Origin of the sequence: Streptomyces sp. NPDC021019, from assembly GCF_044333295.1 — a bacterium.
In the GTDB taxonomy this organism is placed as follows: Bacteria; Actinomycetota; Actinomycetes; order Streptomycetales; family Streptomycetaceae; genus Streptomyces.
In genome coordinates this window covers 1,901,555-1,923,490 of record NZ_JBIRQR010000001.1, presented here as the reverse complement: position 1 = coordinate 1,923,490, position 21,936 = coordinate 1,901,555, and the positions used below count along the sequence as shown (strand labels likewise).

The following is a 21,936-nucleotide window of genomic DNA, read 5'->3' as shown; positions in this document are numbered from 1 at the left end:
GACGCCCCCGGGAGAGGGCGCCGAGAACCGGCGCAGTGGCTCGCTACTTGCTGGCGGAGCCGGCAGCCTTGCCGAAGCGGGCCTCGAAGCGGGCCACGCGGCCGCCGGTGTCGAGGATCTTCTGCTTGCCCGTGTAGAACGGGTGGCACTCGGAGCAGACGTCGGCGCGGATGTTGCCGCTGTCGATGGTGCTCCGGGTGGTGAACGACGCACCGCAGGTGCAGCTGACCTGCGTCTCGACGTACTCGGGGTGGATGTCGCGCTTCAAGGTGTCTCCTAGTTTCGGGAGGGCGCCGGGTCGTCCGCGCGGATTGCGCGGCCGTGAACCGGGGCCGACGTACCAGTCTGCCAGGACCGGCCGTATCTCCCAAAACCGGGGGCGGGGCGCAGGTATTCCCCCACAGCGCGCGCACGGAGCGTGAGGGGGGCTACTCGACGATCTCCGCGGCCTCGCCCTTGTCGCCTGCCGACTCGTCGATGGCGGAGGCGGGGATCGGCCGGTCGTGCTGGAGGGCGGCCCAGACCTGCCGGCCGGCCTCCTCCTGCGGCAGGACCCGGTTCGGGTCCGCCGGGTCGTACTCCACGGGCAGGGTCACCATGTGGACATTCCTGGCGTCGAGCCCCTTGAGGCCGCCCGCGAAACCGGTGAGCTTCTTGACGGAGCCGAGTCCGGAGTCGGTGGTGACGGCCTTGGTGGCGGCGTCCGCGAGGCCGTAGAGCTTGGTGGGGCTGGTGAGCACCCCGACGCTCTTCGCCTGCTCCATCAGCGCCTTGATGAAGGCCTGCTGGAGCTGGATGCGCCCGAGGTCGCTGCCGTCGCCGACGCTCTTGCGCGTACGGACGAGGCCGAGGGACTCCTCGCCGTTCAGCGTATGGGTGCCCGGCTCCAGGTCAAGGTGGCTCTTGGAGTCGTCGATCGCGGTCTTCGTGGTGATCTCCACGCCGCCCAGTTCGTCGATGAGCTCCTTGAAGCCGGTGAAGTCGACTTCCAGATAATGGTCCATGCGGATGCCGGACATCGACTCGACGGTCTTGACCGCGCAGGCGGGGCCGCCGACCTCGTAGGCGGTGTTGAACATCGCCCGGTGCTCGGCGGGGACCTCGTCGCCGGTGGTGTCGCTCTCGCAGGCGGGGCGCTCTATCAGGGTGTCGCGGGGTATCGAGACGACGCTCGCGGACTTGTGGCCCTTGTCGATGTGCATGACCATCGCCGTGTCGGAACGGGCCGCGCCCTCGTCCTCGCCGTACTTCCCGTTGTCGCCGGAGCGCGAGTCGGAGCCCAGTACCAGGATGTCCTGCGAGCCGTCGTCCACGTCGTCGGGACGGTCGGTGCCGAGCTTGGCGTCGATGTCGATGCTGGAGAGGTTGCCGTCGAGCGCCAGGTACGCGTATCCGAGTCCGGCCCCGCCGACGACCACGACACCCGCCACCGTCCAGGCCGCGACGACCTTGGCACGGTGCCGGCGGGACGGTTTCCTCCGTCGGCTGCCGGTGCCGCGTATGCGGCCGGTGCTCCTGCTCTGCTCGCTCACGCGTCTCCTCGTCACTCCTGTTGCCCGTCTGCCCCCCTGCCGTGGTGTTCCACGCGCGGTCGGCCTCTCCCGGTGGGACGGCCGAAGCAGCAAGAAGGGTTGCATACGCGCCTGTGGCGCCCGTCGGAGGACGGGGGCCGCCGGACGCTCGGGCGAACGGCCGTGAGGCGGCGTTCACCTGGGGTTTCGTGCTCGGTACAGCGATGTGGCGGACGGTCCGGGGACCGGGGCCGCTGTGGCCAAGGTCTCGGCCGGCCGAGACAGGCCGGCGCGTCACGTTCGAGAGGGCCGCCGCACCCCGGTTCAGCCCGGCGAGGTCACCGCACAACGCGAAAACGCCCTCGTCACCGGGGTGACGGGGCGCTTTCGCGGAACAGCGGGAGACGTCAGTCGTTGCCGTTTCCGCTGCCCGGCGTCGTCTTCTGGATCTGGAGCAGGAACTCCGCGTTGGACTGGGTCTTCTTCATCCGGTCCAGGAGGAGCTCGATCGCCTGCTGCTGGTCGAGCGCGTGCAGCACCCGGCGCAGCTTCCAGACGACCGCCAGCTCGTCGGTGCCGAGCAGGATCTCTTCCTTACGGGTGGAGGACGCGTCGACGTCCACCGCCGGGAAGATGCGCTTGTCCGAGAGCTTGCGGTCGAGCTTGAGCTCCATGTTGCCGGTGCCCTTGAACTCCTCGAAGATCACCTCGTCCATGCGCGAGCCGGTCTCGACGAGCGCGGTGGCGAGGATGGTCAGCGAGCCGCCGTCCTCGATGTTGCGCGCGGCGCCGAAGAAGCGCTTCGGCGGGTAGAGCGCGGTCGAGTCGACACCACCGGACAGGATGCGGCCGGAGGCCGGCGCCGCGAGGTTGTACGCGCGGCCCAGACGGGTGATCGAGTCGAGCAGGACGACCACGTCGTGCCCCAGCTCGACGAGACGCTTGGCGCGCTCGATGGCCAGCTCAGCGACGGTGGTGTGGTCCTCGGCGGGACGGTCGAAGGTCGAGGAGATGACCTCGCCCTTCACCGACCGCTGCATGTCGGTGACCTCTTCCGGACGCTCGTCGACCAGGACGACCATCAGGTGGCACTCGGGGCTGTTGACCGTGATCGCGTTGGCGATGGCCTGCAGGATCATGGTCTTGCCGGTCTTCGGCGGGGCCACGATGAGCCCGCGCTGACCCTTGCCGATCGGGGCCACCAGGTCGATGATCCGCGTCGTCAGGATGTTGGAGTCGGTCTCCAGGCGGAGCCGGTCCTGCGGGTAGAGCGGGGTCAGCTTCTGGAACTCGGGGCGACCGCGGCCCGACTCCGGGGCCATGCCGTTGACCGAGTCGAGGCGGACCAGCGCGTTGAACTTCTCGCGCCGCTCGCCGTCCTTGGGCTGGCGCACCGCGCCGGTGACGTGGTCGCCCTTGCGCAGGCCGTTCTTGCGGACCTGGGCGAGCGAGACGTACACGTCGTTCGGGCCCGGCAGGTAGCCGGAGGTCCGGATGAACGCGTAGTTGTCGAGGATGTCCAGAATGCCCGCGACGGGGATCAGGACGTCGTCGTCGGCCACCTGCACATCGCTGGCGAAGTCGTCGCGCCCGCGACGGCCACGGCGGTCGCGGTAGCGGCCGCGACGGCCGCGACGGCCGCCCGCCTCGTCGTCGAAGTCGTCCTGCGGACCGTTGTCACGGTTCTGCTGGCCCTGCCCCTGACCGCCGCCGCCCTGGCCCTGGCGCTGCGGGCGCTGCCCGCCGCCGCCCTGCTGGCCCTGGTCGTCGCCCTTGCCGCGGCGGTCGCGCTGACGCTCACGGCGCTCGCCGCGGTCGCCCCGCTCACCACGGTCGCGACGGTCGCCGCGACGGCCCTCGGCCGTGTCGGCCGCGGCCTCGGCCTTGGCGTCGCCCTTCGGCTCGCCCCGCTCCTCGGTCTTCTGCTCGGCCTGCGGCTCCGCCTTGGCCTTGACCTCGGTCTTCGCCTCGGTCTTGGTGTCGGGGCTGCCCGCCTGCGCGGTCGCACGACGGCGACGACGCTCACCCGCGGGCTGGTCGTCGCTGGCCGGCTGACCGGGGATGTCGATCTGCTGCTGGGCCGCGTCCTTCTCGGCGGCGGCAGCGGCGGCCTCGTCCCCGGTGCGCGCCTTCGAGGTCGCACGGCGCTTCGGCTTGCTCTCCGCCTCGGCGGGGGCCTCTGCGGCCTTGGAGGAGGCCTTGGGGGCAGCGGATCCGCCACCCGCCTGCGCCTCCTTGATGACCTCGATCAGCTGGCTCTTGCGCATCCGCGCAGTGCCCCTGATGCCGAGGCCGGACGCGACCTGCTGCAGCTCGGCCAGGACCATGCCCTCGAGGCCGGTGCCGGAGCGGCGGCGCCGTGCGGTGGTGCCAGTGGCAGCACCTTCGGCGGGCGCGGCGCTGTCGACGCTCTTGTCGGCAGTCACGCCCATCAGATCGGTGGTGTCGCTCACGAAGGGTCCTTCCCTGGAGCGGACGTCGGCCTTCTGGCTCGGCGACCGGTTGTGCTGTCCGACTGCGGTCTGTTGATCTTGCTGGATCGCGGACCTTGCCGGGGCGGTGGTCCGCCGGGTGTACGGCGGAGAGATGAACGTGCGGGGTCCGGCGCGAGATCCCCCTGCTCGGCCCACTCCTGGACGAGCGAGGGGTGTCGTGCCGGTTCCGGAGCGTGCTCGAAACTGCTCAGGCAGGCTGCTCAGGCAGTTGGGGAGGCTCCCGGAAGAATGGTGGTCCCGGAGGGGGACACGAAGCAACGCGCCTCAAAGACGTCGGTTGCAGACTTGAGGTTAACACTACCGGCTCCAACAAACATTCCCCCTCTCGCTCACCGGTAATCACATGCGGTTACGCGGCCAGCGGCAGCACACTGGCGCCCGTCGCGTCGAGGGCCAGCCGGTTCGCGGCCCAGCCCTCGCCCGCCAGTCGGGCGACCTTGTCGGCCGAGCCTTCCTCCGTCAGCGCGAGGACCGTGGGTCCCGCACCGGAGATGACCGCGGGCACGCCGTCGGCGCGGAGCCGGTTGACCAGTTCCACGCTCTCCGGCATGGCGGGGCCACGGTATTCCTGGTGGATCCGGTCCTCGGTGGCGGCGAGCAGCAGCTCCGGGCGGCGGGTCAGGGCCTCGACGAGCAGGGCCGCCCGGCCGGCGTTGAGGGCCGCGTCGACGTGCGGGACGGTGCGCGGGAGCAGGCCGCGCGCCGTCTCGGTGAGCACCGGGCGCCCCGGTACGAAGACCACCGGGACGACGGATTCGGCGGGGTCCATCCGGATCGCCCGGGCCGCGCCGCCGTCCATCCAGGCGAGCGTGAAGCCGCCGAGCAGACAGGCCGCGACGTTGTCCGGGTGCCCCTCGATCTCGGTCGCCAGCTCCAGCAGGGCCGCGTCGTCGAGGCGGGCGTCGCCGCCCGTCGTCACGGCGCGGGCGGCGACGATTCCGGCGCAGATGGCGGCGGACGAGGAGCCGAGACCGCGGCCGTGCGGGATGCGGTTGGCGCAGACGATCTCCAGCCCGCGGGGCTGGCCGCCGAGCAGGTCGAACGCGGTGCGCAGGGAACGCACGAGCAGGTGGCTCTCGTCGCGGGGCAGTGTGTCACTGCCCTCACCTGCGATGTCGATGTGCAGCCCGGAGTCGGCGACCCGGACGACGACGTCGTCGTACAGCCCCAGCGAGAGGCCCAGGGCGTCGAAACCCGGCCCCAGGTTGGCACTGGTTGCGGGGACGCGCACCCTGACGGCGGCGGCTCGGAACGCGGGACCGGCCATCGGTCGGACCACTCCTTGTAAGGCGGCGGGGATGCAGTGCGGGTGGCTCTGCGGCGGCGGGGCGTGAGGGCGGTGCTGAGGGGTGGGGGCGATCGGCGGGGGTCAGGGCGTTGCGGGTCGCGGCTGTGCGGAGGGCTCCGAATCGGTGCGGGAATCCGGCGACCGGCCCGGCGGCCATGACGGGGACCGCGGGCGCGGCGGTCCGGCGGGCGGATGGGGTACAGCTTATCGAAGGAAGGTTCTGTGGCGACATAGGGCGCACAGGAGGCGCACGATGCGTGTCGCCCGCCTCGCATGCGCTCTCGCCCCGGAAAGGGGCTGGTTGAGTGGGTTGTCGCGGTTTCCCGGACCGGCCGCGGCGTGTGCCGACGCCCGGCCCGGGACCGGATCAGACGAGGCCGAGCTTCTCGGCGGCGGTGGCCGCGTCGACCGGGACGGTGACCGGCTGCGGTGCGCCCGCGACGGCCCAGTCGGGGTCCTTGAGGCCGTTGCCGGTGACCGTGCAGACGATGCGCTGGCCGGGGTCGACCTTGCCCTCCTCGGCGGCCTTGAGCAGGCCGGCGACGGAGGCGGCCGAGGCGGGCTCCACGAAGACGCCCTCCTGGGAGGCCAACAGCCGGTACGCGGACAGGATCTGCCGGTCCGTCACCTCGTCGATGAAGCCGCCCGACTCGTCGCGCGCGGCGAGGGCGTAGTCCCAGGAGGCCGGGTTGCCGATGCGGATCGCGGTGGCGATGGTCGACGGGTCCTTGACGACCTCGCCGCGCACGATGGGCGCGGAGCCGGAGGCCTGGAAGCCCCACATGCGCGGGGAGCGGGTCGAGACGGCGTCACCGGCGTACTCGGTGTACCCCTTCCAGTACGCGGTGATGTTGCCCGCGTTGCCGACCGGCAGTACGTGGATGTCGGGGGCGTCGCCGAGCGCGTCGACGATCTCGAACGCGGCGGTCTTCTGACCCTCGATACGGACCGGGTTGACCGAATTGACCAGCGCCACCGGGTAGTTGTCCGAGAGCGAGCGGGCCAGGGTCAGGCAGTCGTCGAAGTTGCCCTCGACCTGGAGGATCTTGGCGCCGTGCACGAGCGCCTGGCCCATCTTGCCGAGCGCGATCTTGCCCTGCGGTACGAGGACGGCGCAGACCATCCCCGCGCGCACGGCGTATGCCGCGGCGGAGGCCGAGGTGTTGCCGGTGGAGGCGCAGATGACGGCCTTCGCCCCCTCCTCCTTGGCCCGGGTGATGGCCATGGTCATGCCGCGGTCCTTGAACGAACCGGTGGGGTTGGCGCCCTCGACCTTGAGGTGCACCTCGCAGCCCGTGCGCTCGGAGAGGACCTGCGCCGGAACGAGCGGCGTACCGCCCTCACGAAGCGTGACGACCGGAGTCGTGCTCGTGACCGGAAGCCGGTCCCGGTACTCCTCGATGATGCCGCGCCACTGGTGGGTGCCCTTGCTGGTCATGGGTCCTTTACTCCCCTTCAACACGCATGATGCTGGCGACACCGCGCACGGTGTCGAGCTTGCGCAGCGCTTCGACGGTCCCGGAGAGGGCGGCGTCGGGCGCGCGGTGGGTGACGACGACGAGGGACGCCTCGCCGCCTCCGTCTGGACGTCCTTGCTGGCGGACGGTGTCGATCGATACGCCCTGCTCGGCGAAGACCGTCGCGACCTGGGCGAGCACGCCAGGCTTGTCGGCCACGTCGAGGCTGATGTGGTACCGCGTGACGACCTCGCCCATGGGGCTGACCGGCAGGCGGGTGTAGGCGGACTCACCGGGGCCGGTGGCCTCGCCCAGTTTGTTGCGGCAGACCGCGACGAGGTCGCCGAGGACCGCGGAGGCGGTCGGCGAGCCGCCGGCGCCGGGCCCGTAGAACATGAGCTGCCCGGCCGCGTCGGCCTCGATGAAGACCGCGTTGTACGCCTCGCGGACCGAGGCCAGCGGGTGGCTGAGCGGGATCATCGCGGGGTGGACGCGGGCGGTGACGGAGGCCCCGTCGGCGGCGCGCTCGCAGATGGCGAGCAGCTTGACCGTGCAGCCCATCCGGCGGGCCGAGGCGATGTCGGCGGCGGTGACCTCGGTGATGCCCTCGCGGTGCACGTCGCCGATCTTCACGCGGGTGTGGAAGGCGATCCCGGCGAGGATCGCGGCCTTCGCGGCGGCGTCGAAACCCTCGACGTCGGCGGTCGGGTCGGCCTCGGCGTACCCGAGGGCGGTGGCCTCGTCGAGCGCCTCGGAGTAACCGGCGCCACTGGTGTCCATCTTGTCGAGGATGAAGTTGGTCGTGCCGTTCACGATGCCGAGCACTCGGTTGACCTTGTCACCGGCGAGCGACTCGCGCAGCGGCCGCACCAGCGGGATGGCCCCGGCGACGGCGGCCTCGTAGTACAGATCGCGGCCGTACTTCTCGGCGGCGGCGTGCAGGGCCGCGCCGTCCTCGGCGAGCAGCGCCTTGTTGGCGGAGACGACGCTCGCGCCGTTCTCGAAGGCGGCGGTGATGAGCGCCCGGGCCGGCTCGATGCCCCCGATGACCTCGATGACGACGTCGATGTCGCCGCGCCGCACGAGCCCGGTGGCGTCGGTGGTGATCAGTGCGGGGTCGATGCCCTCACGGACCTTCGAGGGCCGGCGGACGGCCACGCCGGCGAGCTCGACGGGCGCGCCGATGCGCGCCGCGAGGTCGTCGGCGTGCGTCGTCATGATGCGCGCCACCTCTGAGCCGACCACACCACAGCCCAGCAGCGCCACCTTCAGCGGACGCGTACGCATCATCCGACCTCGTTTCTCATACATGCTCATTGGGGACCAGTCTCACTCACCGGACGGGAGTTCCTGACCCACGTCCGGATCCTGAGATGACTATTTCATCAGCCGACATCGAGACGCAGGAGATCTTCCTCCGTCTCGCGCCGGACGATGACGCGTGCCTCTCCGTCGCGGACCGCGACGACCGGCGGGCGCAGTGCGTGGTTGTAGTTGCTGGCCATGGAACGGCAGTACGCGCCGGTGGCGGGGACGGCGATCAGGTCGCCGGGGGCCAGGTCGGCGGGGAGGAACGCGTCCTTGACCACGATGTCGCCGCTCTCGCAGTGCTTGCCGACGACCCGGACCAGCATCGGTTCGGCGTCCGAGGCGCGGGAGACGAGCGCGACGCTGTACTCGGCGTCGTACAGCGCGGTGCGGATGTTGTCCGACATGCCGCCGTCGACGCTGACGTACGTCCGCAGCCCCTCCAGGGGCTTGATCGTGCCGACCTCGTACAGCGTGAAAGCGGTGGGGCCGACGATGGCGCGCCCCGGCTCGACGGAGATCCGGGGGGTGCGCAGCTTCGCGGCCTCGCACTCGCGGGTGACGATGTCGCTGAGCGCCTTGGCGATCTCGTGCGGTTCGCGCGGATCGTCCTCGGAGGTGTACGCGATGCCGAGGCCGCCGCCGAGGTCGATCTCGGGCAGTTCGACGCCGTGCTCGTCGCGGATCTCGGCGAGCAGCTGCACCACGCGGCGGGCGGAGACCTCGAAGCCGGCCATGTCGAAGATCTGCGAGCCGATGTGCGAGTGGACGCCGATGAGGTCGAGGCCGTCGAGGGCGAGGGCGCGGCGCACGGCCTCGGCGGCCTGCCCGTCGGCGAGGGCGATGCCGAACTTCTGGTCCTCGTGCGCGGTGGCGATGAACTCGTGGGTGTGGGCCTCGACGCCGACGGTGACGCGGATCTGCACCCGCTGGCGGACGCCGTGGCGCCGGGCGATGTGGGCGACGCGGGCGATCTCCTGGAAGGAGTCGAGCACGATCCGCCCGACGCCGGCCTCGACGGCACGCTCGATCTCGGCGACGGTCTTGTTGTTGCCGTGGAACGCGATGCGCTCGGCGGGCATACCGGCGTCGAGCGCGGTGGTCAGCTCCCCGCCGGAGCACACGTCGAGGTTCAACCCCTCCTCCTTCAACCAGCGCACAACGGCGCGGGAGAGGAAGGCCTTCCCGGCGTAGAAGACGTCGGCGTCCGGTCCGAAGGCGTCGGACCAGGCGCGGCAGCGGGCCCGGAAGTCGCTCTCGTCGAGGAAGTAGGCGGGGGTACCGAACTCCTCCGCGAGCCGGGCGACGGTCATCCCGCCGACGGTGAGGGCACCGTCGGCGTCACGGGTGACGGTGCGTGACCAGACCTTCTCGTCGAGGACGTTGAGGTCGGCGGCGGGCGCGGAGTAGTGCCCCTCGGTGAGGACGTCGGCGTGACGGGGGCCTGCGGGGTGTGCGGAGCGGCTCATCGTGATGCTCTCTCGGGTCTCTTCTGATCGCGTCAGAGGTGATCGGGCGCGCGGATGCCGAGCAGGGACAGGCCGCCTGCCAGCACCGTCCCGGCGGCTTCGGCGAGAGCCAGCCGGGCGCGGTGGGCGGCCGAGGGTTTCTCGTCACCGGCGGGCAGGGACGGGCAGGCGTCGTGGAAGTCGAAGAACGCCTGGGCGACGGCTTCCAGCTGCCGGGCGACCCGGTCGGGCGCGCGGTGACGGGCTGCTGCGAGCAGGACGCCGGGATGGTCGGCGATGAGGTCGAGAAGGGGGCGGGCCGCACCGTCGTGAGGGACGGGGCGTTCGGCGCCCGGGGCGTGCCCGGCATGCCGGCCGTACGCGGCGGGCCCGGGGTACGGGGCGGGCTCGGGGCACGGGGGGGGCTCGGCGGTGAAGCCGAGGCCGGCGGCCCCGCGGCTGAGCGCACGGGCCCTGGCGTGGGCGTACCGGACCCGGAAGAGCGGGTTGGCCTCGCCCTGGACGAGCAGTCCGGGGCCGAGGGCGGCACGGTCGTGCCCGGCGGGCCGCAGGAGCCCCCAGCGGGCGGCGTCGGACCCGAGCCGCTCCAGCAGCTCCGCCGCGGTGGCCCCGGCGGGGACGGGCCGGATCCCGGTGAGCGGTACGGGGGGCGTCCCGTGCGCGTCCACGGTGACGCCGAGGCGGACCCAGTCCGGGTCGGACGCCTCCTCGCAGCTGACCCGGACCCGCGCGCCCTGGGCGACGACGAGCCGGCGGACGGCGTGGGCGGTGACGGCGGCGCGGACCTCCCGCGCGTGGTGGAACTGGAGGATCTCGTCCCGGAGCGCGTCCCCGTGTCCGTACGCGAGGCCCTGTTCCCGGACGGCGTCGAGCACGGCCCGGTCGCCCGCGGCCGGTGCGTCGAGGGTGAAGCTCAGGAACCCCGGTCCGGTGATCTCGACCCGTCCGACGCCGGGTTCGGCGGCGACGCGCTCCCGCAGGATGCGGGCGACCTCCAGGGCGGGCAGCGCGGCGGGCCCGGCGAGCTGGAGCGCGACGGCGCAGGCGTAGTCCCCGCTGCCGCCGGGCCGGGTCCTCTCCACCCGCACGCGCGCGGGCACGGGTGCGCGCAAGGCATCCTCGTCGACCGCGCGGCGCACGGCGTGCAGCACGGTCCGGGAGAGGTCGGCGGGGGTCACGGGTCAAGCGTAGGTGAGAGAGGGGGGCACTCCGCGACCCGGTTTCGCCATCCGGTCGGCCGGACCCCGGCCCGACGCCCGGGTCGGCCGGACCCGGCGGGACCGCCCCGGTCGGCCGGGGACCGGTTCGCCGACCCGATCAGCCGGTGGAGCTCCCCGCCCGCCCGGCACCACGCCGGCCGTCCACCGAGGGCTCTTCCTCCCCCGTGACCAGCCGACGCATGATCCGCACCAGCTCGCTCGGCTCGAACGGCTTCGCCAGAAACGCGTCGACCCCGGCCGCCACGCCCGCGTCGACCTCGTAGGGCGTGCAGGCGCTGATGACGGCGATGGGAAGGTGACGGGTCCGGGGATCGGAGCGCAGGCGGGTGGCGGTCTCCAGACCGTCCAGCCGGGGCATCACGACATCGAGGGTGATCGCGTCGGGGCGGACCCGCTCGACCAGGTCCAGGCACTCGACACCATCGGCCGCGGTCACGACCTCGAAGCCCTCCAGCTCGAGATTGACCCTGATCAGCTGCCGGATGACCTTGTTGTCGTCGACAACAAGCACGCGGCCGTAAGCCCCTGGCACCCTTCGAGGGTAGGTCGGCCGGAGGTGCGGCGTCCGGGTTTTGTCCACTTCCGGCCCCGCGGGGTGGCCACGGCTTCCAGGACCGTCCGACCGGGAGGAAGAGGCGCGGAGGCACGGCGGAATACCTGTTCACGGACACCCCGTGGGAGCTGGTAGTGTTTCACCCGTCGCAGAGCAGCACCGCGATACGCCCCCGTAGCTCAGGGGATAGAGCATCGGCCTCCGGAGCCGGGTGCGCAGGTTCGAATCCTGCCGGGGGCACCATAGTTCAGGTGCCATGCAGGCCCTCTGATCAGGCATTCAGCCAGATCAGGGGGTCTGTTTCCATAGGTGGGCAGATGCCAGTGGCGCAGCCCCGGGACGGCCGCGGTGGGACTACCGAACCGGGTACGGCCGCCGGCGACGGCACCCGTGTGGCGTCCCCCCTCCCGCTTCGGTGCCCCCCGCCTCCGTCGTGGTGTTGGCGCGGCCCGTGTCACCGGGTGTCGGGAACGGTTCGGGTCCGGGCCGCGCTGTCTGCGCCCGGCTGAACCCGGGCCGGACGGCCGGGCGTCGTCGCTTTCCATGGCGGGCCGGTCACGCTGATGTGCCCATCGTGCTCGCGGGGGTCTGACAGGACGATCCGCCTCCGTTCCGACCGGGCCGCGTCGCAGGCGCGGGAGTATGGTTCAATCCGGCCAGACAGGCGCGAGACGGGAGGCTCGGTTCGTGCGAGAAGGCGACCGCAGGCGGGGCCCGCTGCGCACACGGAGCGGGGCCGCCGCAGCGCTCTCGCGGCACCGCCGAAGGGCTGCATCGGCCGGCCGTACCGTGATCCGCGGCCACTTGGAGTGGCTCAACGAGGCGAGTGCGAGCATCGGGACCACACTCGATCTGGAGCGCACGGCGCAGGAGTTGGTCGAGTTCGTCGTGCCCCGGCTGGCGGACGGCGGGGCCATCGATCTGCTCGAGTCGGTGCTGCGTGGCGAGGAGGGTGTGCGGGCCGACGCGCAGCCGACCGGCACCCGGGCCATCGCCGTGGCCGTCATCGACGCGCTGGCGCACCTGGAGCCGGACGCGGTCGGGGAGATCTCCGTCTACCAGGAGAGAGCGGTGGACCGCTGCCTGACCGAGCGGAAGCCTGTGCTGCTCGCCCGGTTGAGCGCCGACGACTACGGGTGGGTGGCTCCTACACCCGCAGCAGCGGCGCTGTTGCGCGACGGAGGGGTGCACAGCTACATGGCTGTGCCGCTGGTCTCTCGGGGCGTACTGCTGGGGGTGGCCGATTTCATTCGCGCGGGCAACAGGCCGCCCTTCTCCGACACCGATCTCGCGCTCGCGATGCAACTCGCCTCGCGGGCCGCTGTCTTCCTGGACAACGCGCGTCTGTACGGGCAGGAGCGGGAGCGCCTGGTAGCCCTCCAGCGCAGCCTGCTCCCTCGTGCCATGCCGAGCACACCGGGCCTGGACGTCGACGCCTTCTACGCCCCGCCGACGGACATGAGCGGCGTCGGCGGGGACTGGTACGACGTGGTGGCTCTGCCGGGCGGCCGGAGCGCCCTGATCGTCGGTGACGTCATGAACCATGGCCTGTCGGCCGCGGCGACCATGGGGCGGCTGCGTACGGTGGCGCGCACGCTCATGGCCCTGGACATCGCCCCCGAACACACCCTCGCCCGCATGGACCTGGCCGCCCGCGACCTGGACGACGACCAGGTCGCCACCTGCCTGTGCGCGGTCTACGACCCTGCGACCGGGGACTACACCGTGGCGAGTGCGGGGCATCCGCCACCGCTGCTGGTCGACGACGCGGGGTACGCCACGCACGTCGACGTGCCGCTGGGCGCACCGCTCGGCGCCGGCGTCATCCCGTACACCTCTGTCAGTCTGCCGGCGCCCGCGGGAAGCCGGCTCGTGCTCTACACCGACGGGTTGTTCAAGACCCGCACGGATGATGTGGACACCCAGTTGGAGAGGCTGCGCGACACCGTGTCGCGGATGGACCCCGCTCTCCTGGGCACTCTGGTGACGTCCGGGGCGGGGCCCGGCACCCGCTTCGACGAGGCCGTCATGCTGATGTCCACCAGCCGCCCCGTCCCGGGCGGGGGCGACGTCGTCGTCTGGGAGCTGCCGCCCGACGCCACCGCCGCTTCCGCCGCCCGTCGGCTGGTCAGGGAGCAGCTCGGCCGGTGGAACCTGGCCGGGCTGGCCGACACCACCGAGCTCGTCGTCAGCGAGCTGGTCGGCAACGCCCTGCGCTACGGAGGGGGCCCCGGTCAGCTACGGCTGCTGCGACACGACCGGGTGACCGTCGAAGTCACCGATACGGGAGCGGACCTCCCGCATATTCAGCCGCCGACTCTCAGCGATGAAGGCGGCCGGGGCCTCCAGCTCATCAACATGCTCTGCCGACGCTGGGGATCCTGCCGGACGCCCACCGGCAAACTGGTCTGGGCCGAACAGGACGTCACCGCCTCCGCTTCCGACCCCGACTGACGGGATCGGCGGTCAGGCCGCGCCGGCGGAGCGCGGTCCGGCTCGCCCCCGCGAGGTGGGCGGTCAGAACTTCCCGTTGACCGGGAGCCAGCCGGACCAGGTCTCGGGCTGGTAGAACTTGCCCGTGTCGCCGTCGTAGCGCAGGACCCGAAGACGTACGTTGCCGTCCTCGCGGTAGTCCTTGTTGCAGGTCGCCCAGGTGTCCACTCCCAGCTTGTTGACGCAGACCTCCTCGGCGCGGCCGTAGTCGGTGTAGACACCGACGGCCGCGGACATGCCGTCCTTCTTCGTGTCGCCCGCCCAGATGATGTCGCCGTTGTGCTGGAAGCACCCACTGGCGCCGTAGGCGACGGTCGAACCCAGGCACGCGCTCGACGACGGAGCGGCCGCGACCACGGCTTCCGCCTGGCCACCGGATGCCGCGCCTTCCACCGGCCCCATGGGTTCCACCGGTTCCACCGGGAAAGGACCGGTCTCCCCGGGCGGCGTGGCCCCGCCTTCGGCGATCCGTACGTCCGCCGGCATCCGGACTTCCTGGGGGCCCACCGGCACGTGGTCGGCCAGCGTCGGCGTCACGGTGACCACCGAGACCGCGAGTGCTGACGCGCCGGCGAGAACGCTCACCTTGGAGCGCCACTTTTCACGCATGCTTCACTACCCCCGCGCCTGACCCCTGTTGCGAGTCGTCAAATACCAATATGTGAACAGAGTGTGAGACTAAGAGATCGTCGTGACGGATGGAAGGGGCTTCCGTGACGCACGGGCCCCGTGGTGCGAACGACGCACACCCGGCAGGCACGCCGCAGGCACAGGAAGAGGGGCGGGCGCACCTGCGTGCGCCCGCCCCTCCTGGGTAACCGGTGTCACCGCACGGGAGGCCGCGCGGCCGCCTCCCCCTCGGCGATGGTGTGGAACGAGAGATCGAGGGCGCACTCCGCCGGGATCACGGCGGCGGAGGTCTCGCACACAGGGAGGCCCACCCCGACCCGGCCGTCCGTCTCGGGCGGACCGGCGCGACGCTCGCCCGTCTCGATGGAGCCCGCCATGCCCTCCACGGGAACAGGCGTCGCGGAGGTGGCGGGACGGGTGGCGTCGGCGGTGTCCGACGGGGACGAGCAGGCGGCTGCACCCGCCGTTGCGCACAGGACGAGTGCGGCCGAGACCGCGACGGTGCGAAAGCGCATGAAGACCCCCTACGCGGACGCCCGGACATTCGGGTCGTCAGTTGATCCACGGTGCCACAGCGGGCGAGGTGGGGGGCGGTAAACGGGTGAAGACGCGTCCGATCGCCGAGGCCGCCGACGGGAAGGGCGACAACGGCTCCGTGCGGCACAGGACGCACTGCCTCGGGAACAGCGGGAGGGATATGAGCCTGCCCGTCGACGAGAAGATGTCGGACGTGCCCCGCTGCAACGCAGGAGCGATGGCGACCGGACGGATCGAGGTCGTGAGCAGCGGGAAGCGCGATGATTCTCCGATGGACACCTCTCGTGAGAAGACTGCCGCCGTGCGGCCCGTGCGGCCCGTGCGGCCCGTGCGGCCCGTGCGGCCCGTGCGTCGCCGTCGGGTGCCGGTCGCACGCGCCGTCGCTCTCGCGCTCCTCACCTGCGTCGCCGCCACGATCGGCGTGTTCGCCCGGAGCGCCGACGAGGTGTCGTCGGACCTGACGGACCAGGAGATGACCTGCTGCTGGGAGGACGGAGCATCGCCCGCCTGGATGAGCGACCAGCTGGGCATCCGTGTTCCGGAGGGAGCATCGGACCGGCGGGCGGGCTACAGGACCGGGCAGCGTTACGACACCGGGCTGCTGTCCTTCGTCCTTCCGAGCGAGGAAGCGGAGACGTACACCGGCCGGCTCATCGAGAAGGACACGGTGATGATCGAGAACACCCACCCCGCGGAGAAGGGATACCGCCCCGCGGCCGCCTTCGGCCATCTCGGTCTTCCCGAGCCGGAGACGCTCGTACAGGGGCTGCGGCGAACCAGCCTCTGCCCCGATGACCTCATGACCCCGGAGGGCACGCACCTCCAGCGCTGCGTCGACCTCTTCGCCCACGAGCTCGGCGCGGGCACCACGCGGATCTATGTCCGGTCGACCGTCGAGCCACCCGTGACGCCTCCCGTGAACAAGGCTCAGTAAGCCTGCCGAGCCGGGCCGGCCTTCGAGGCGACCTCACGGAAACCACCGCCGGCCCTCGTGCGTGGAGCCGAACAGAACCGGGCAGAGTCAGAGTGACTTTTACGGCTCGACGGTGGGGGGACCGTTATGGAGTCCGACGATGGGTACGGGGCCGCGGGCCAGGGGCAGGGAGCCGGCGGGTCCGGGTTCGGCGGGCCTGTGCCACCTCCGCCCTCCCACGCGCCGGCCGTCGGGCCGCCGCCGCCCGGAGCGCCCCTGCGTGCGACCGGTGCCGCGCTGCTCAATCTGACCGGACTCGGTCTGGGTTACGCCCTGTTGGGGCGCTGGGTGCGGGCCGCGGTGTGCTGGGCGGCCACGGCGGTGCTGCTGTGGGCGGCGTTGCCGGCCGATCCGGACGGGGTGCCCGGGGGCGTTCTCGTCGGGTATCTGCTCGTGCTGCTGCTCGCCGCCGCCGACGGGGCGCGGATCGCCCGGCGTTCGGCGCTGGGCGGGGCGTGGCGGCCCGTACTGGCAGTCGGGCTCGGCGTGGTGCTGCTCGCCGTGCCGACGGGCGGAGCCGTGGTGTACGGCTCCGCGCGGGACGAGGCGCGGGAGCAGATGCTGCTGGACCGGCTGGCGGCGGGGGACGAGCGGGTCGCGGCGGCTTCGCGGCAGCCGTTCGGCTCGGCGAAGGACGAGTACGAGCGGGCGCTCGACGCCTATCGCGCGCTCGACGAGGACCATCCGGGCTCCCGGGCCGCGAAGCTCGTCCCGGACCGCCTGAAGGCGTACTACGACGCCGTCTCCGCCCCGTACGCGGAGAAGCGACTCTGTGAGGCCGTCGCACCGTTGACCCATCTGCGGACGCTGCCGGACTCCGTGGACGAGAAGCTGCTGGGCGCGCTCGCCGCGTGGCCCGACGAACCGCTCGCCGTTTCGTTGTACGGGTGCGGTGTGTCGCGTCTGGGCGGGCCGGGCGGCGGCGGCACGGAGCTGGGAGAGCTGTTGCGCACGTTCCCCGGTTCCGCCTCCGCGCGGCAGGTGGGGCCGGCGATCGGGAAGCGGATCAAGGAGCAGGTCGCGGCGGTGAAGGGGGCCGAGCCGTGTGCGGCCACCGAGGTGCTGCGGGGCCTCGGCGCCACCGCGTCCGGCCTCCCCGACGAGGGGGTGAAGGCGCTGCGCGGCGATGCCGACAAGGGTGTCGTGGACGGGGTGTACGCCTGTGGGGTCGACCAGTTCAAGGACGAGAAGTTCGGCGACGCGCGCACGACGCTGACCGATTTCGCGCGGACGTACAAGAGTGACGGGCGGGTGCGGCAGGCGAGGAACATCGCCATAGCCGCGGAGATCGCCGCCGACCGGCCGGCGGCGGGCAAGCGGCTGCCGCCGTCGAAGCGGCCCGGCGGCTCACGCATGGAGCTGGTCATCAGCAACGACGCGCCGAACACGGTCGAGGTGCTCTACACCGGGCCGGTCACCGGCACCGTCACGCTGAAGGCCTGCGCCGGCTGTGAGCGGTACAGCGCCTCCGAAGGCGCGCGGCGGGCTTGCGGGGCGAGTGGCAGGAACTACCCGAAGGCCCGGCTCCGGCTTCCCGCCGGTGAGTACCACTTCCTCTACAAGCACGGCACGGGCGCGACCGCGCGGGTGGACAGCTACTCCTCCGGGACGAAGGTCCAGCCGGGCTACTCCTACACCAGCTGCACGTACGTCATCGAGCGGAGCCCGTTCGACCTGGATCTGCCGCAGCTTCCGGATCCGGTCCAGCCGGTGCTCAGCCCTTGGGGCGCGGGCTCTTCTCGATGACCCGGCCGTCCAGTTCGGCGGTGAGATAGGCGCCGCCGTGCGAGTCGGAGACGTAGACGCGCAGCACCGGGCGGTCTTCGTGAAAGGGCGAGGAGGGGTCCACGATCACGTAACGGCTCTCCGGTTCGTCGACGTTGAGCGTCTTCTCCGCCGTCTTCAACAGGGCGGGCAGCGCGTCCCAGTCGACGGAGTCCAGGTCGATCGTCGTGGACCCGGACGGCAGGGTGCCGCCCATGTCGTTGTTCCTCGCCCGGCCGTCGCGGTAGCTGAAGCGGTCGTACAGCGCGGCGTTGGACTTCAGCGGCGCGTCGGCGGAGGCGTGCTCGCCGTAGAGGGTGAAGTCGGTGACCTTCGTCCCGCCCATGAGGGGCTTCATCGCCTCGATCGCCGCCCGTGCGCCGTCCGGGGTCAGCAGGTCCACGGTCTCCGGTGCCTCCTCCCCGGTGTCGCCGGTGTCACCGGACCCGCCGGCGTCGTCGGCCACCGGGTCCGGCGCCTGAGTGGAGACCCGAGGGGCGCTCGCCCGGTCGCGCGGGCGGTCGTCGTTGTCGGAGCCCCGGGACGAGAACGGGTCGGCCGTCCAGAGGATGGCGCCCGCGATCACCACGGCCGAGACGACGGACGACGCGGCGCTGATCCGCCAGACCCGGCGCTCGACGCGGCGGCCGCGCTCGTGCGGGGCGTCGTAGGGACCGGTGGCGGGCCGCTGGTTCGGGTCGCCGCCGGGTGGGGGCGTGGGCGTGGCAGCGGCGGGCGGGAAGCCGTGGCCCTTCGGGACGCGGTCCTCCGGGCCCTCGGGCGAGGAGGGCGGGGCGAAGGACCCGCCGGGCCGGGCGGACTCCGGATGCTCTGGGTCGGACACGGGTGACGGGGGCGGCACGGACCCGGACGCGGGTCCCGGCCGGGGCGGCGGCGTGGCGGCCGGCTGCGTGGGCGTGCTGTGCACGGACCCGGGGTGCGCGGACGCGGGGTGCGCGGACGCGGGGTGCGCGGACGCGGGGTGCGCGGACGCGGGGTGCGCGGACGCGGGCCGCTCCCGTACGGGCTCCGTGGGCGTCGGGGTGGGGCTCCCGCCCGTGCGCGCGGCCTCGGCCAGCAGGCGGTCGAGGGCCTCGGCGTCCGGGCGGGCCGGGATGTCCCTGGTGAGGAGTGCGTCGAGCACCGGGGTGAGGGATCCGGCCCGTACCGGCGGCGGGATCTCCTCGTCGAGCACGGCTGCCAGCGTGGCCAGGGTGGTGGCCCGGCGCAGCGGGTGCCGGCCCTCGACGGCGACGTACAGCATCATGCCGAGGGACCAGAGGTCGGAGGACGGGTCGCCCTCGGTGCCCCGGATCCGCTCGGGGGCTATGTAGTCGGGCGAGCCGATGAGGGCGCCCGTCATGGTGAGGCTGGTCGACTCGCGGATGGCGGCGATGCCGAAGTCCGTGAGGACCGGGCGGCCGTCGGGGCGCAGCAGCACGTTGGCGGGCTTGACGTCGCGGTGCTGGATGCCGGCGGCGTGGGCGGCGCGGAGGGCGGAGAGGATGCCGCGTCCCAACTCGGCGGTGGCGGCGGGTTCCATGGGCCCCTGGGCGAGCCGGTCGTGCAGGGAGGAGCCGGCCACCAGCTCCATCACGATCCACGGGTAGCCGTCCTCGCCGGGGTCGACGATGTGGTGGACGGTGACCACGTTCGGATGGTCGACCCGGGCCAGGGCACGGGCCTCGCGCAGCACCCGGGCGCGCAGGGTGCGGGCGCCCTCGGGGTCGTACTCCGCGAGCGCCGGGTCCGGGGGCCGTACCTCCTTGAGGGCGACATCGCGGTGGAGCGCCTCGTCGCGGGCCCGCCAGACCATGCCCATGCCTCCGCTGCCGAGCCGCTCCACCAGCGTGAAGCGGCCGTCGATCACCCGTCCCGAGGGGGCCTCTGCGCTCATGGCCGTAGCGTACGGGGGCGTGCGGGAGCGGGACAGCGGGGCGGTACGGACGGCCGGGCGGCAAGAGGCCATCGACCGTGATCCGTCCGCAGGGGCGACGCCGGGCCGCGTCGTCCTCGGGCGGCGTCCCCGTCAGGCCGAGGCGCGTTTGCGGGAGGACGCGGTCTTCTTCGCCGCCGTGCCGCCGCCCGACGACGTCCGCTTCTTCGCCGTGGTCTTCTTCGCCGTGGACTTCGTCGGCTTGGACTCCTTCGCCGTGGACTTCGTCGGCGTGGTCTTCTTCGCCGTGGACTTCGTCGGCTTGGACTCCTTCGCTGTGGACTTCTTCGCGCCGGTGGACTTGGGGGTGGACTTCTCCGGCGCGGAGCTTCCGGAGCGGGTGACCGTCTTGCCGGTCGGAGTGCGGTGGGTGGACTTCTGCGCGGCTCTGGTGGTCTGCGCGGTCCTGGTGGTCTGCGCGGTTCTCCCGGACGCCTTCGACGATGTCTTCTTGATGGGGTGGACGTCGGCCATGTCGCCGCCGGCCTCGCCCGCTCCCTCGTCGTTCTGCGCTTTCCTGGCCGCCCGCACGCTGTTCTCCAGGGCCGCCATCAGGTCGATGACCTTGCCGCCGCCGGTGTCCTCGGGTTCGGCCGGGAGCACGCTCTCGCCGGAGGCCTTCGCGGCGACGAGCTCCTCCACCGCCTCCCGGTAGTCGTCGTGGAAGCTGTCCATGTCGACTTCACCGAGGGTGTCCATCAGGGTGTCCGCCAGGTCGAGTTCGGCGTCGCGGACCGTGACGTCGCCGTCCGGGGCCGCGTCCTGCGGAGGGCGGATCTCATCGGGCCACAGGAGGCCGTGCATGGCGATCACGTCGTCCACGACACGGAGCATGCCGAGCCGTTCGCGGCCGCGCAGGGCGTACTTGGCGACGGCCACCCTGTTACTGCGCTTGAGGGCCTCGCGGAGCAGGGTGTACGGCTTGGCAGCAGGCACTCCGTTGGCGGAGAGGTAGTACGCCGCGTCCATCTGGAGGGGGTCGATCCGGTCGGCGGGCACGAAGGCGACGATCTCGATCGTCTTCGCCGTCGGCAGCGGGAGCTGGGCGAGATCCTCGTCGGTGACCGGGATCATCGTGCCGTCGGCGTCCTCGTACGCCTTGCCCATCTCGCCGCCGGAGAGCTCCTCCTCATCCAGTTCACAGACCTTGCGGTACCGGATCCGGCCACCGTCGGCGAGGTGGATCTGCCGGAAGCTGATCGAGTGGTTCTCGGTGGCGTTGATCAGTTTGATCGGGATACTGACCAGCCCGAAGGAGATCGCGCCGTTCCATATGGACCTCACCGTTCACCCCTTGCCGACCGTTGAGCACCCTGGAGGCGCTGAAGACGCTTTGTCATGTTTTCGTGTGATTCTTATCGTATGACGCCGATCACCGAGGTGGAGGGGCGACGGGTCTCGCTCAGCAATCTCGACAAGGTCCTGTATCCGGCCACCGGGACGACCAAGGGAGAGGTACTGCACTACTACGCGGCCACCGCGGGCGGCGTGATCCTGCCCCATCTGCGCGATCGCCCCGTGTCCTTCCTCCGCTACCCGGACGGACCGGACGGCCAGGTCTTCTTCACCAAGAATCCGCCGCCCGGTACGCCCGCCTGGGTGGGGACCACCGCCGTTCCGCGGAGCGAGGACCCGGGGGCCCGGCAGGTGGTCGTGCGGGATCTGGCCTCCCTGATGTGGGCGGCCAATCTGGTGGTGGAGTTCCACACCCCGCAGTGGCGTGCGGACGCGCCGGCGATCGCCGACCGGATGGTCTTCGACCTGGACCCCGGTCCCCCCGCGACCGTCGTGGACTGCTGCACGGTGGCGCTCTGGCTGCGGGAGCGCCTCGCGGCCGACGGGCTGACCGCGTACGGGAAGACGTCCGGGTCCAAGGGGATGCATCTGCTGGTCCCGCTGGAGCCGACCCCGTCCGGCGAGGTGTCCGCGTACGCGAAGCGGCTCGCCGTGGAGGCGGAGGCAGCGCTGCCGGGGCTGGCCCTGCACCGGATGAAGCGCGCCCTGCGGCCGGGCAAGGTCTTCGTCGACTTCAGCCAGAACGCGGCGGCCAAGACGACGGCCACGCCCTACACCCTGCGCGCCCGGCCCGAACCCACCGTGTCGGCGCCGGTGACCTGGGACGAGATCGCGGAGTGCCGGGAGGCGGGTGCCCTGGTGTTCCGGGCCGGAGACATGGCCGCCCGGCTGGACCGGCACGGCGATCTGCTCGCGCCCCTGGACGACCCGCGACAAGCGCGTCCACTGCCCGCATGACACACCCCGGTTCACGGGGATCCACAGCCGTATCGTCTTGACCGGGTCA

17 protein-coding genes and 1 tRNA gene are annotated in these 21,936 nt (G+C 72.0%); 5 read left to right on the top strand and 13 right to left on the bottom strand.

Annotated elements, in window-relative coordinates; all coding sequences use genetic code 11:
- Positions 1 to 43 precede the first annotated feature (43 nt).
- The 9 genes from rpmE to ACH4RG_RS08895 all read right to left on the bottom strand — a co-directional run bounded on the left by rpmE (position 44) and on the right by ACH4RG_RS08895 (position 11,259).
- Positions 44 to 268, bottom strand: a complete 225-nt coding sequence (gene rpmE, locus ACH4RG_RS08935) for a 50S ribosomal protein L31 (protein WP_018958997.1) — start codon at positions 266 to 268, stop codon at positions 44 to 46.
- A 160-nt stretch (positions 269 to 428) separates the two neighbouring features.
- Positions 429 to 1,532 carry an LCP family protein gene (locus ACH4RG_RS08930; RefSeq protein ID WP_398539297.1) on the bottom strand — a complete coding sequence of 368 codons (1,104 nt, stop codon included), beginning with the start codon at positions 1,530 to 1,532 and terminating at the stop codon, positions 429 to 431.
- Positions 1,533 to 1,918: 386 nt separating this feature from the next.
- Positions 1,919 to 3,964: a transcription termination factor Rho gene (gene rho, locus ACH4RG_RS08925; RefSeq protein ID WP_397928956.1), complete on the bottom strand. Its 2,046-nt coding sequence runs from the start codon at positions 3,962 to 3,964 to the stop codon at positions 1,919 to 1,921.
- Between the two features lie 391 nt (positions 3,965 to 4,355).
- Entirely contained in the window at positions 4,356 to 5,273 is a 918-nt protein-coding gene (gene thrB, locus ACH4RG_RS08920) for a homoserine kinase (protein WP_003966267.1), read from the bottom strand.
- 388 nt (positions 5,274 to 5,661) lie between these two features.
- Positions 5,662 to 6,732 carry a threonine synthase gene (gene thrC, locus ACH4RG_RS08915; protein WP_397921322.1) on the bottom strand — a complete coding sequence of 357 codons (1,071 nt, stop codon included), beginning with the start codon at positions 6,730 to 6,732 and terminating at the stop codon, positions 5,662 to 5,664.
- A 7-nt stretch (positions 6,733 to 6,739) separates the two neighbouring features.
- Positions 6,740 to 8,038 carry a homoserine dehydrogenase gene (locus tag ACH4RG_RS08910; protein WP_397921772.1) on the bottom strand — a complete coding sequence of 433 codons (1,299 nt, stop codon included), beginning with the start codon at positions 8,036 to 8,038 and terminating at the stop codon, positions 6,740 to 6,742.
- 98 nt (positions 8,039 to 8,136) lie between these two features.
- Complete coding sequence (lysA, locus tag ACH4RG_RS08905) at positions 8,137 to 9,528, bottom strand: diaminopimelate decarboxylase (protein ID WP_397921324.1); 1,392 nt, start codon at positions 9,526 to 9,528, stop codon at positions 8,137 to 8,139.
- A gap of 32 nt (positions 9,529 to 9,560) precedes the next feature.
- A complete protein-coding gene (nrtL, locus tag ACH4RG_RS08900; RefSeq protein ID WP_398539296.1) occupies positions 9,561 to 10,706 on the bottom strand; it encodes an ArgS-related anticodon-binding protein NrtL in 1,146 nt (381 codons plus the stop codon).
- Between the two features lie 139 nt (positions 10,707 to 10,845).
- Positions 10,846 to 11,259 (bottom strand): response regulator, encoded by a 414-nt coding sequence (locus ACH4RG_RS08895; RefSeq protein WP_398161141.1) that lies wholly within the window; start codon positions 11,257 to 11,259, stop codon positions 10,846 to 10,848.
- Positions 11,260 to 11,469: 210 nt separating this feature from the next.
- On the opposite strand from ACH4RG_RS08895, the gene ACH4RG_RS08890 reads away from it, so the two are divergent.
- Positions 11,470 to 11,544: transfer RNA gene (locus tag ACH4RG_RS08890), tRNA-Arg, on the top strand.
- Between the two features lie 561 nt (positions 11,545 to 12,105).
- Positions 12,106 to 13,755 carry a SpoIIE family protein phosphatase gene (locus ACH4RG_RS08885; protein ID WP_397921330.1) on the top strand — a complete coding sequence of 550 codons (1,650 nt, stop codon included), beginning with the start codon at positions 12,106 to 12,108 and terminating at the stop codon, positions 13,753 to 13,755.
- Between the two features lie 63 nt (positions 13,756 to 13,818).
- On the opposite strand, the gene ACH4RG_RS08880 is transcribed toward ACH4RG_RS08885, so the two are convergent.
- Positions 13,819 to 14,403 carry a hypothetical protein gene (locus ACH4RG_RS08880; protein ID WP_398539295.1) on the bottom strand — a complete coding sequence of 195 codons (585 nt, stop codon included), beginning with the start codon at positions 14,401 to 14,403 and terminating at the stop codon, positions 13,819 to 13,821.
- Positions 14,404 to 14,618: 215 nt separating this feature from the next.
- Positions 14,619 to 14,939 (bottom strand): hypothetical protein, encoded by a 321-nt coding sequence (locus ACH4RG_RS08875; protein WP_397921333.1) that lies wholly within the window; start codon positions 14,937 to 14,939, stop codon positions 14,619 to 14,621.
- Between the two features lie 86 nt (positions 14,940 to 15,025).
- Here ACH4RG_RS08875 and ACH4RG_RS08870 point away from each other — a divergent pair, with 86 nt between their 5' ends.
- On the top strand, positions 15,026 to 15,895 hold the full coding sequence (locus ACH4RG_RS08870; RefSeq protein ID WP_398539294.1) for a hypothetical protein: 870 nt from the start codon (positions 15,026 to 15,028) through the stop codon (positions 15,893 to 15,895).
- Between the two features lie 126 nt (positions 15,896 to 16,021).
- Positions 16,022 to 17,680 (top strand): hypothetical protein, encoded by a 1,659-nt coding sequence (locus ACH4RG_RS08865; RefSeq protein WP_398539293.1) that lies wholly within the window; start codon positions 16,022 to 16,024, stop codon positions 17,678 to 17,680.
- Here the strand turns inward: ACH4RG_RS08865 and ACH4RG_RS08860 are convergent.
- Together ACH4RG_RS08860 and ACH4RG_RS08855 are read right to left on the bottom strand one after the other, a co-directional pair.
- Entirely contained in the window at positions 17,649 to 19,595 is a 1,947-nt protein-coding gene (locus ACH4RG_RS08860; RefSeq protein ID WP_398539292.1) for a serine/threonine-protein kinase, read from the bottom strand. The genes ACH4RG_RS08865 and ACH4RG_RS08860 overlap by 32 nt on opposite strands.
- A 132-nt stretch (positions 19,596 to 19,727) precedes the next feature.
- Positions 19,728 to 20,918: a Ku protein gene (locus tag ACH4RG_RS08855; protein ID WP_398161152.1), complete on the bottom strand. Its 1,191-nt coding sequence runs from the start codon at positions 20,916 to 20,918 to the stop codon at positions 19,728 to 19,730.
- 78 nt (positions 20,919 to 20,996) lie between these two features.
- Here ACH4RG_RS08855 and ligD point away from each other — a divergent pair, with 78 nt between their 5' ends.
- Complete coding sequence (gene ligD, locus ACH4RG_RS08850; RefSeq protein ID WP_397921343.1) at positions 20,997 to 21,887, top strand: non-homologous end-joining DNA ligase; 891 nt, start codon at positions 20,997 to 20,999, stop codon at positions 21,885 to 21,887.
- Positions 21,888 to 21,936: the final 49 nt, after the last annotated feature.

What these genes read in the sequence shown, in the direction of transcription:
- ligD (WP_397921343.1), top strand. Translation starts at nt 20,997, where the DNA reads ATGACGCCGATCACCGAGGTGGAGGGGCGACGGGTCTCGCTCAGCAAT.
- ACH4RG_RS08910 (WP_397921772.1), bottom strand. Translation starts at nt 8,038, where the DNA reads ATGCGTACGCGTCCGCTGAAGGTGGCGCTGCTGGGCTGTGGTGTGGTC.
- thrC (WP_397921322.1), bottom strand. Translation starts at nt 6,732, where the DNA reads ATGACCAGCAAGGGCACCCACCAGTGGCGCGGCATCATCGAGGAGTAC.
- ACH4RG_RS08860 (WP_398539292.1), bottom strand. Translation starts at nt 19,595, where the DNA reads ATGAGCGCAGAGGCCCCCTCGGGACGGGTGATCGACGGCCGCTTCACG.
- ACH4RG_RS08875 (WP_397921333.1), bottom strand. Translation starts at nt 14,939, where the DNA reads ATGCGCTTTCGCACCGTCGCGGTCTCGGCCGCACTCGTCCTGTGCGCA.
- ACH4RG_RS08880 (WP_398539295.1), bottom strand. Translation starts at nt 14,403, where the DNA reads ATGCGTGAAAAGTGGCGCTCCAAGGTGAGCGTTCTCGCCGGCGCGTCA.
- thrB (WP_003966267.1), bottom strand. Translation starts at nt 5,273, where the DNA reads ATGGCCGGTCCCGCGTTCCGAGCCGCCGCCGTCAGGGTGCGCGTCCCC.
- lysA (WP_397921324.1), bottom strand. Translation starts at nt 9,528, where the DNA reads ATGAGCCGCTCCGCACACCCCGCAGGCCCCCGTCACGCCGACGTCCTC.
- ACH4RG_RS08865 (WP_398539293.1), top strand. Translation starts at nt 16,022, where the DNA reads ATGGAGTCCGACGATGGGTACGGGGCCGCGGGCCAGGGGCAGGGAGCC.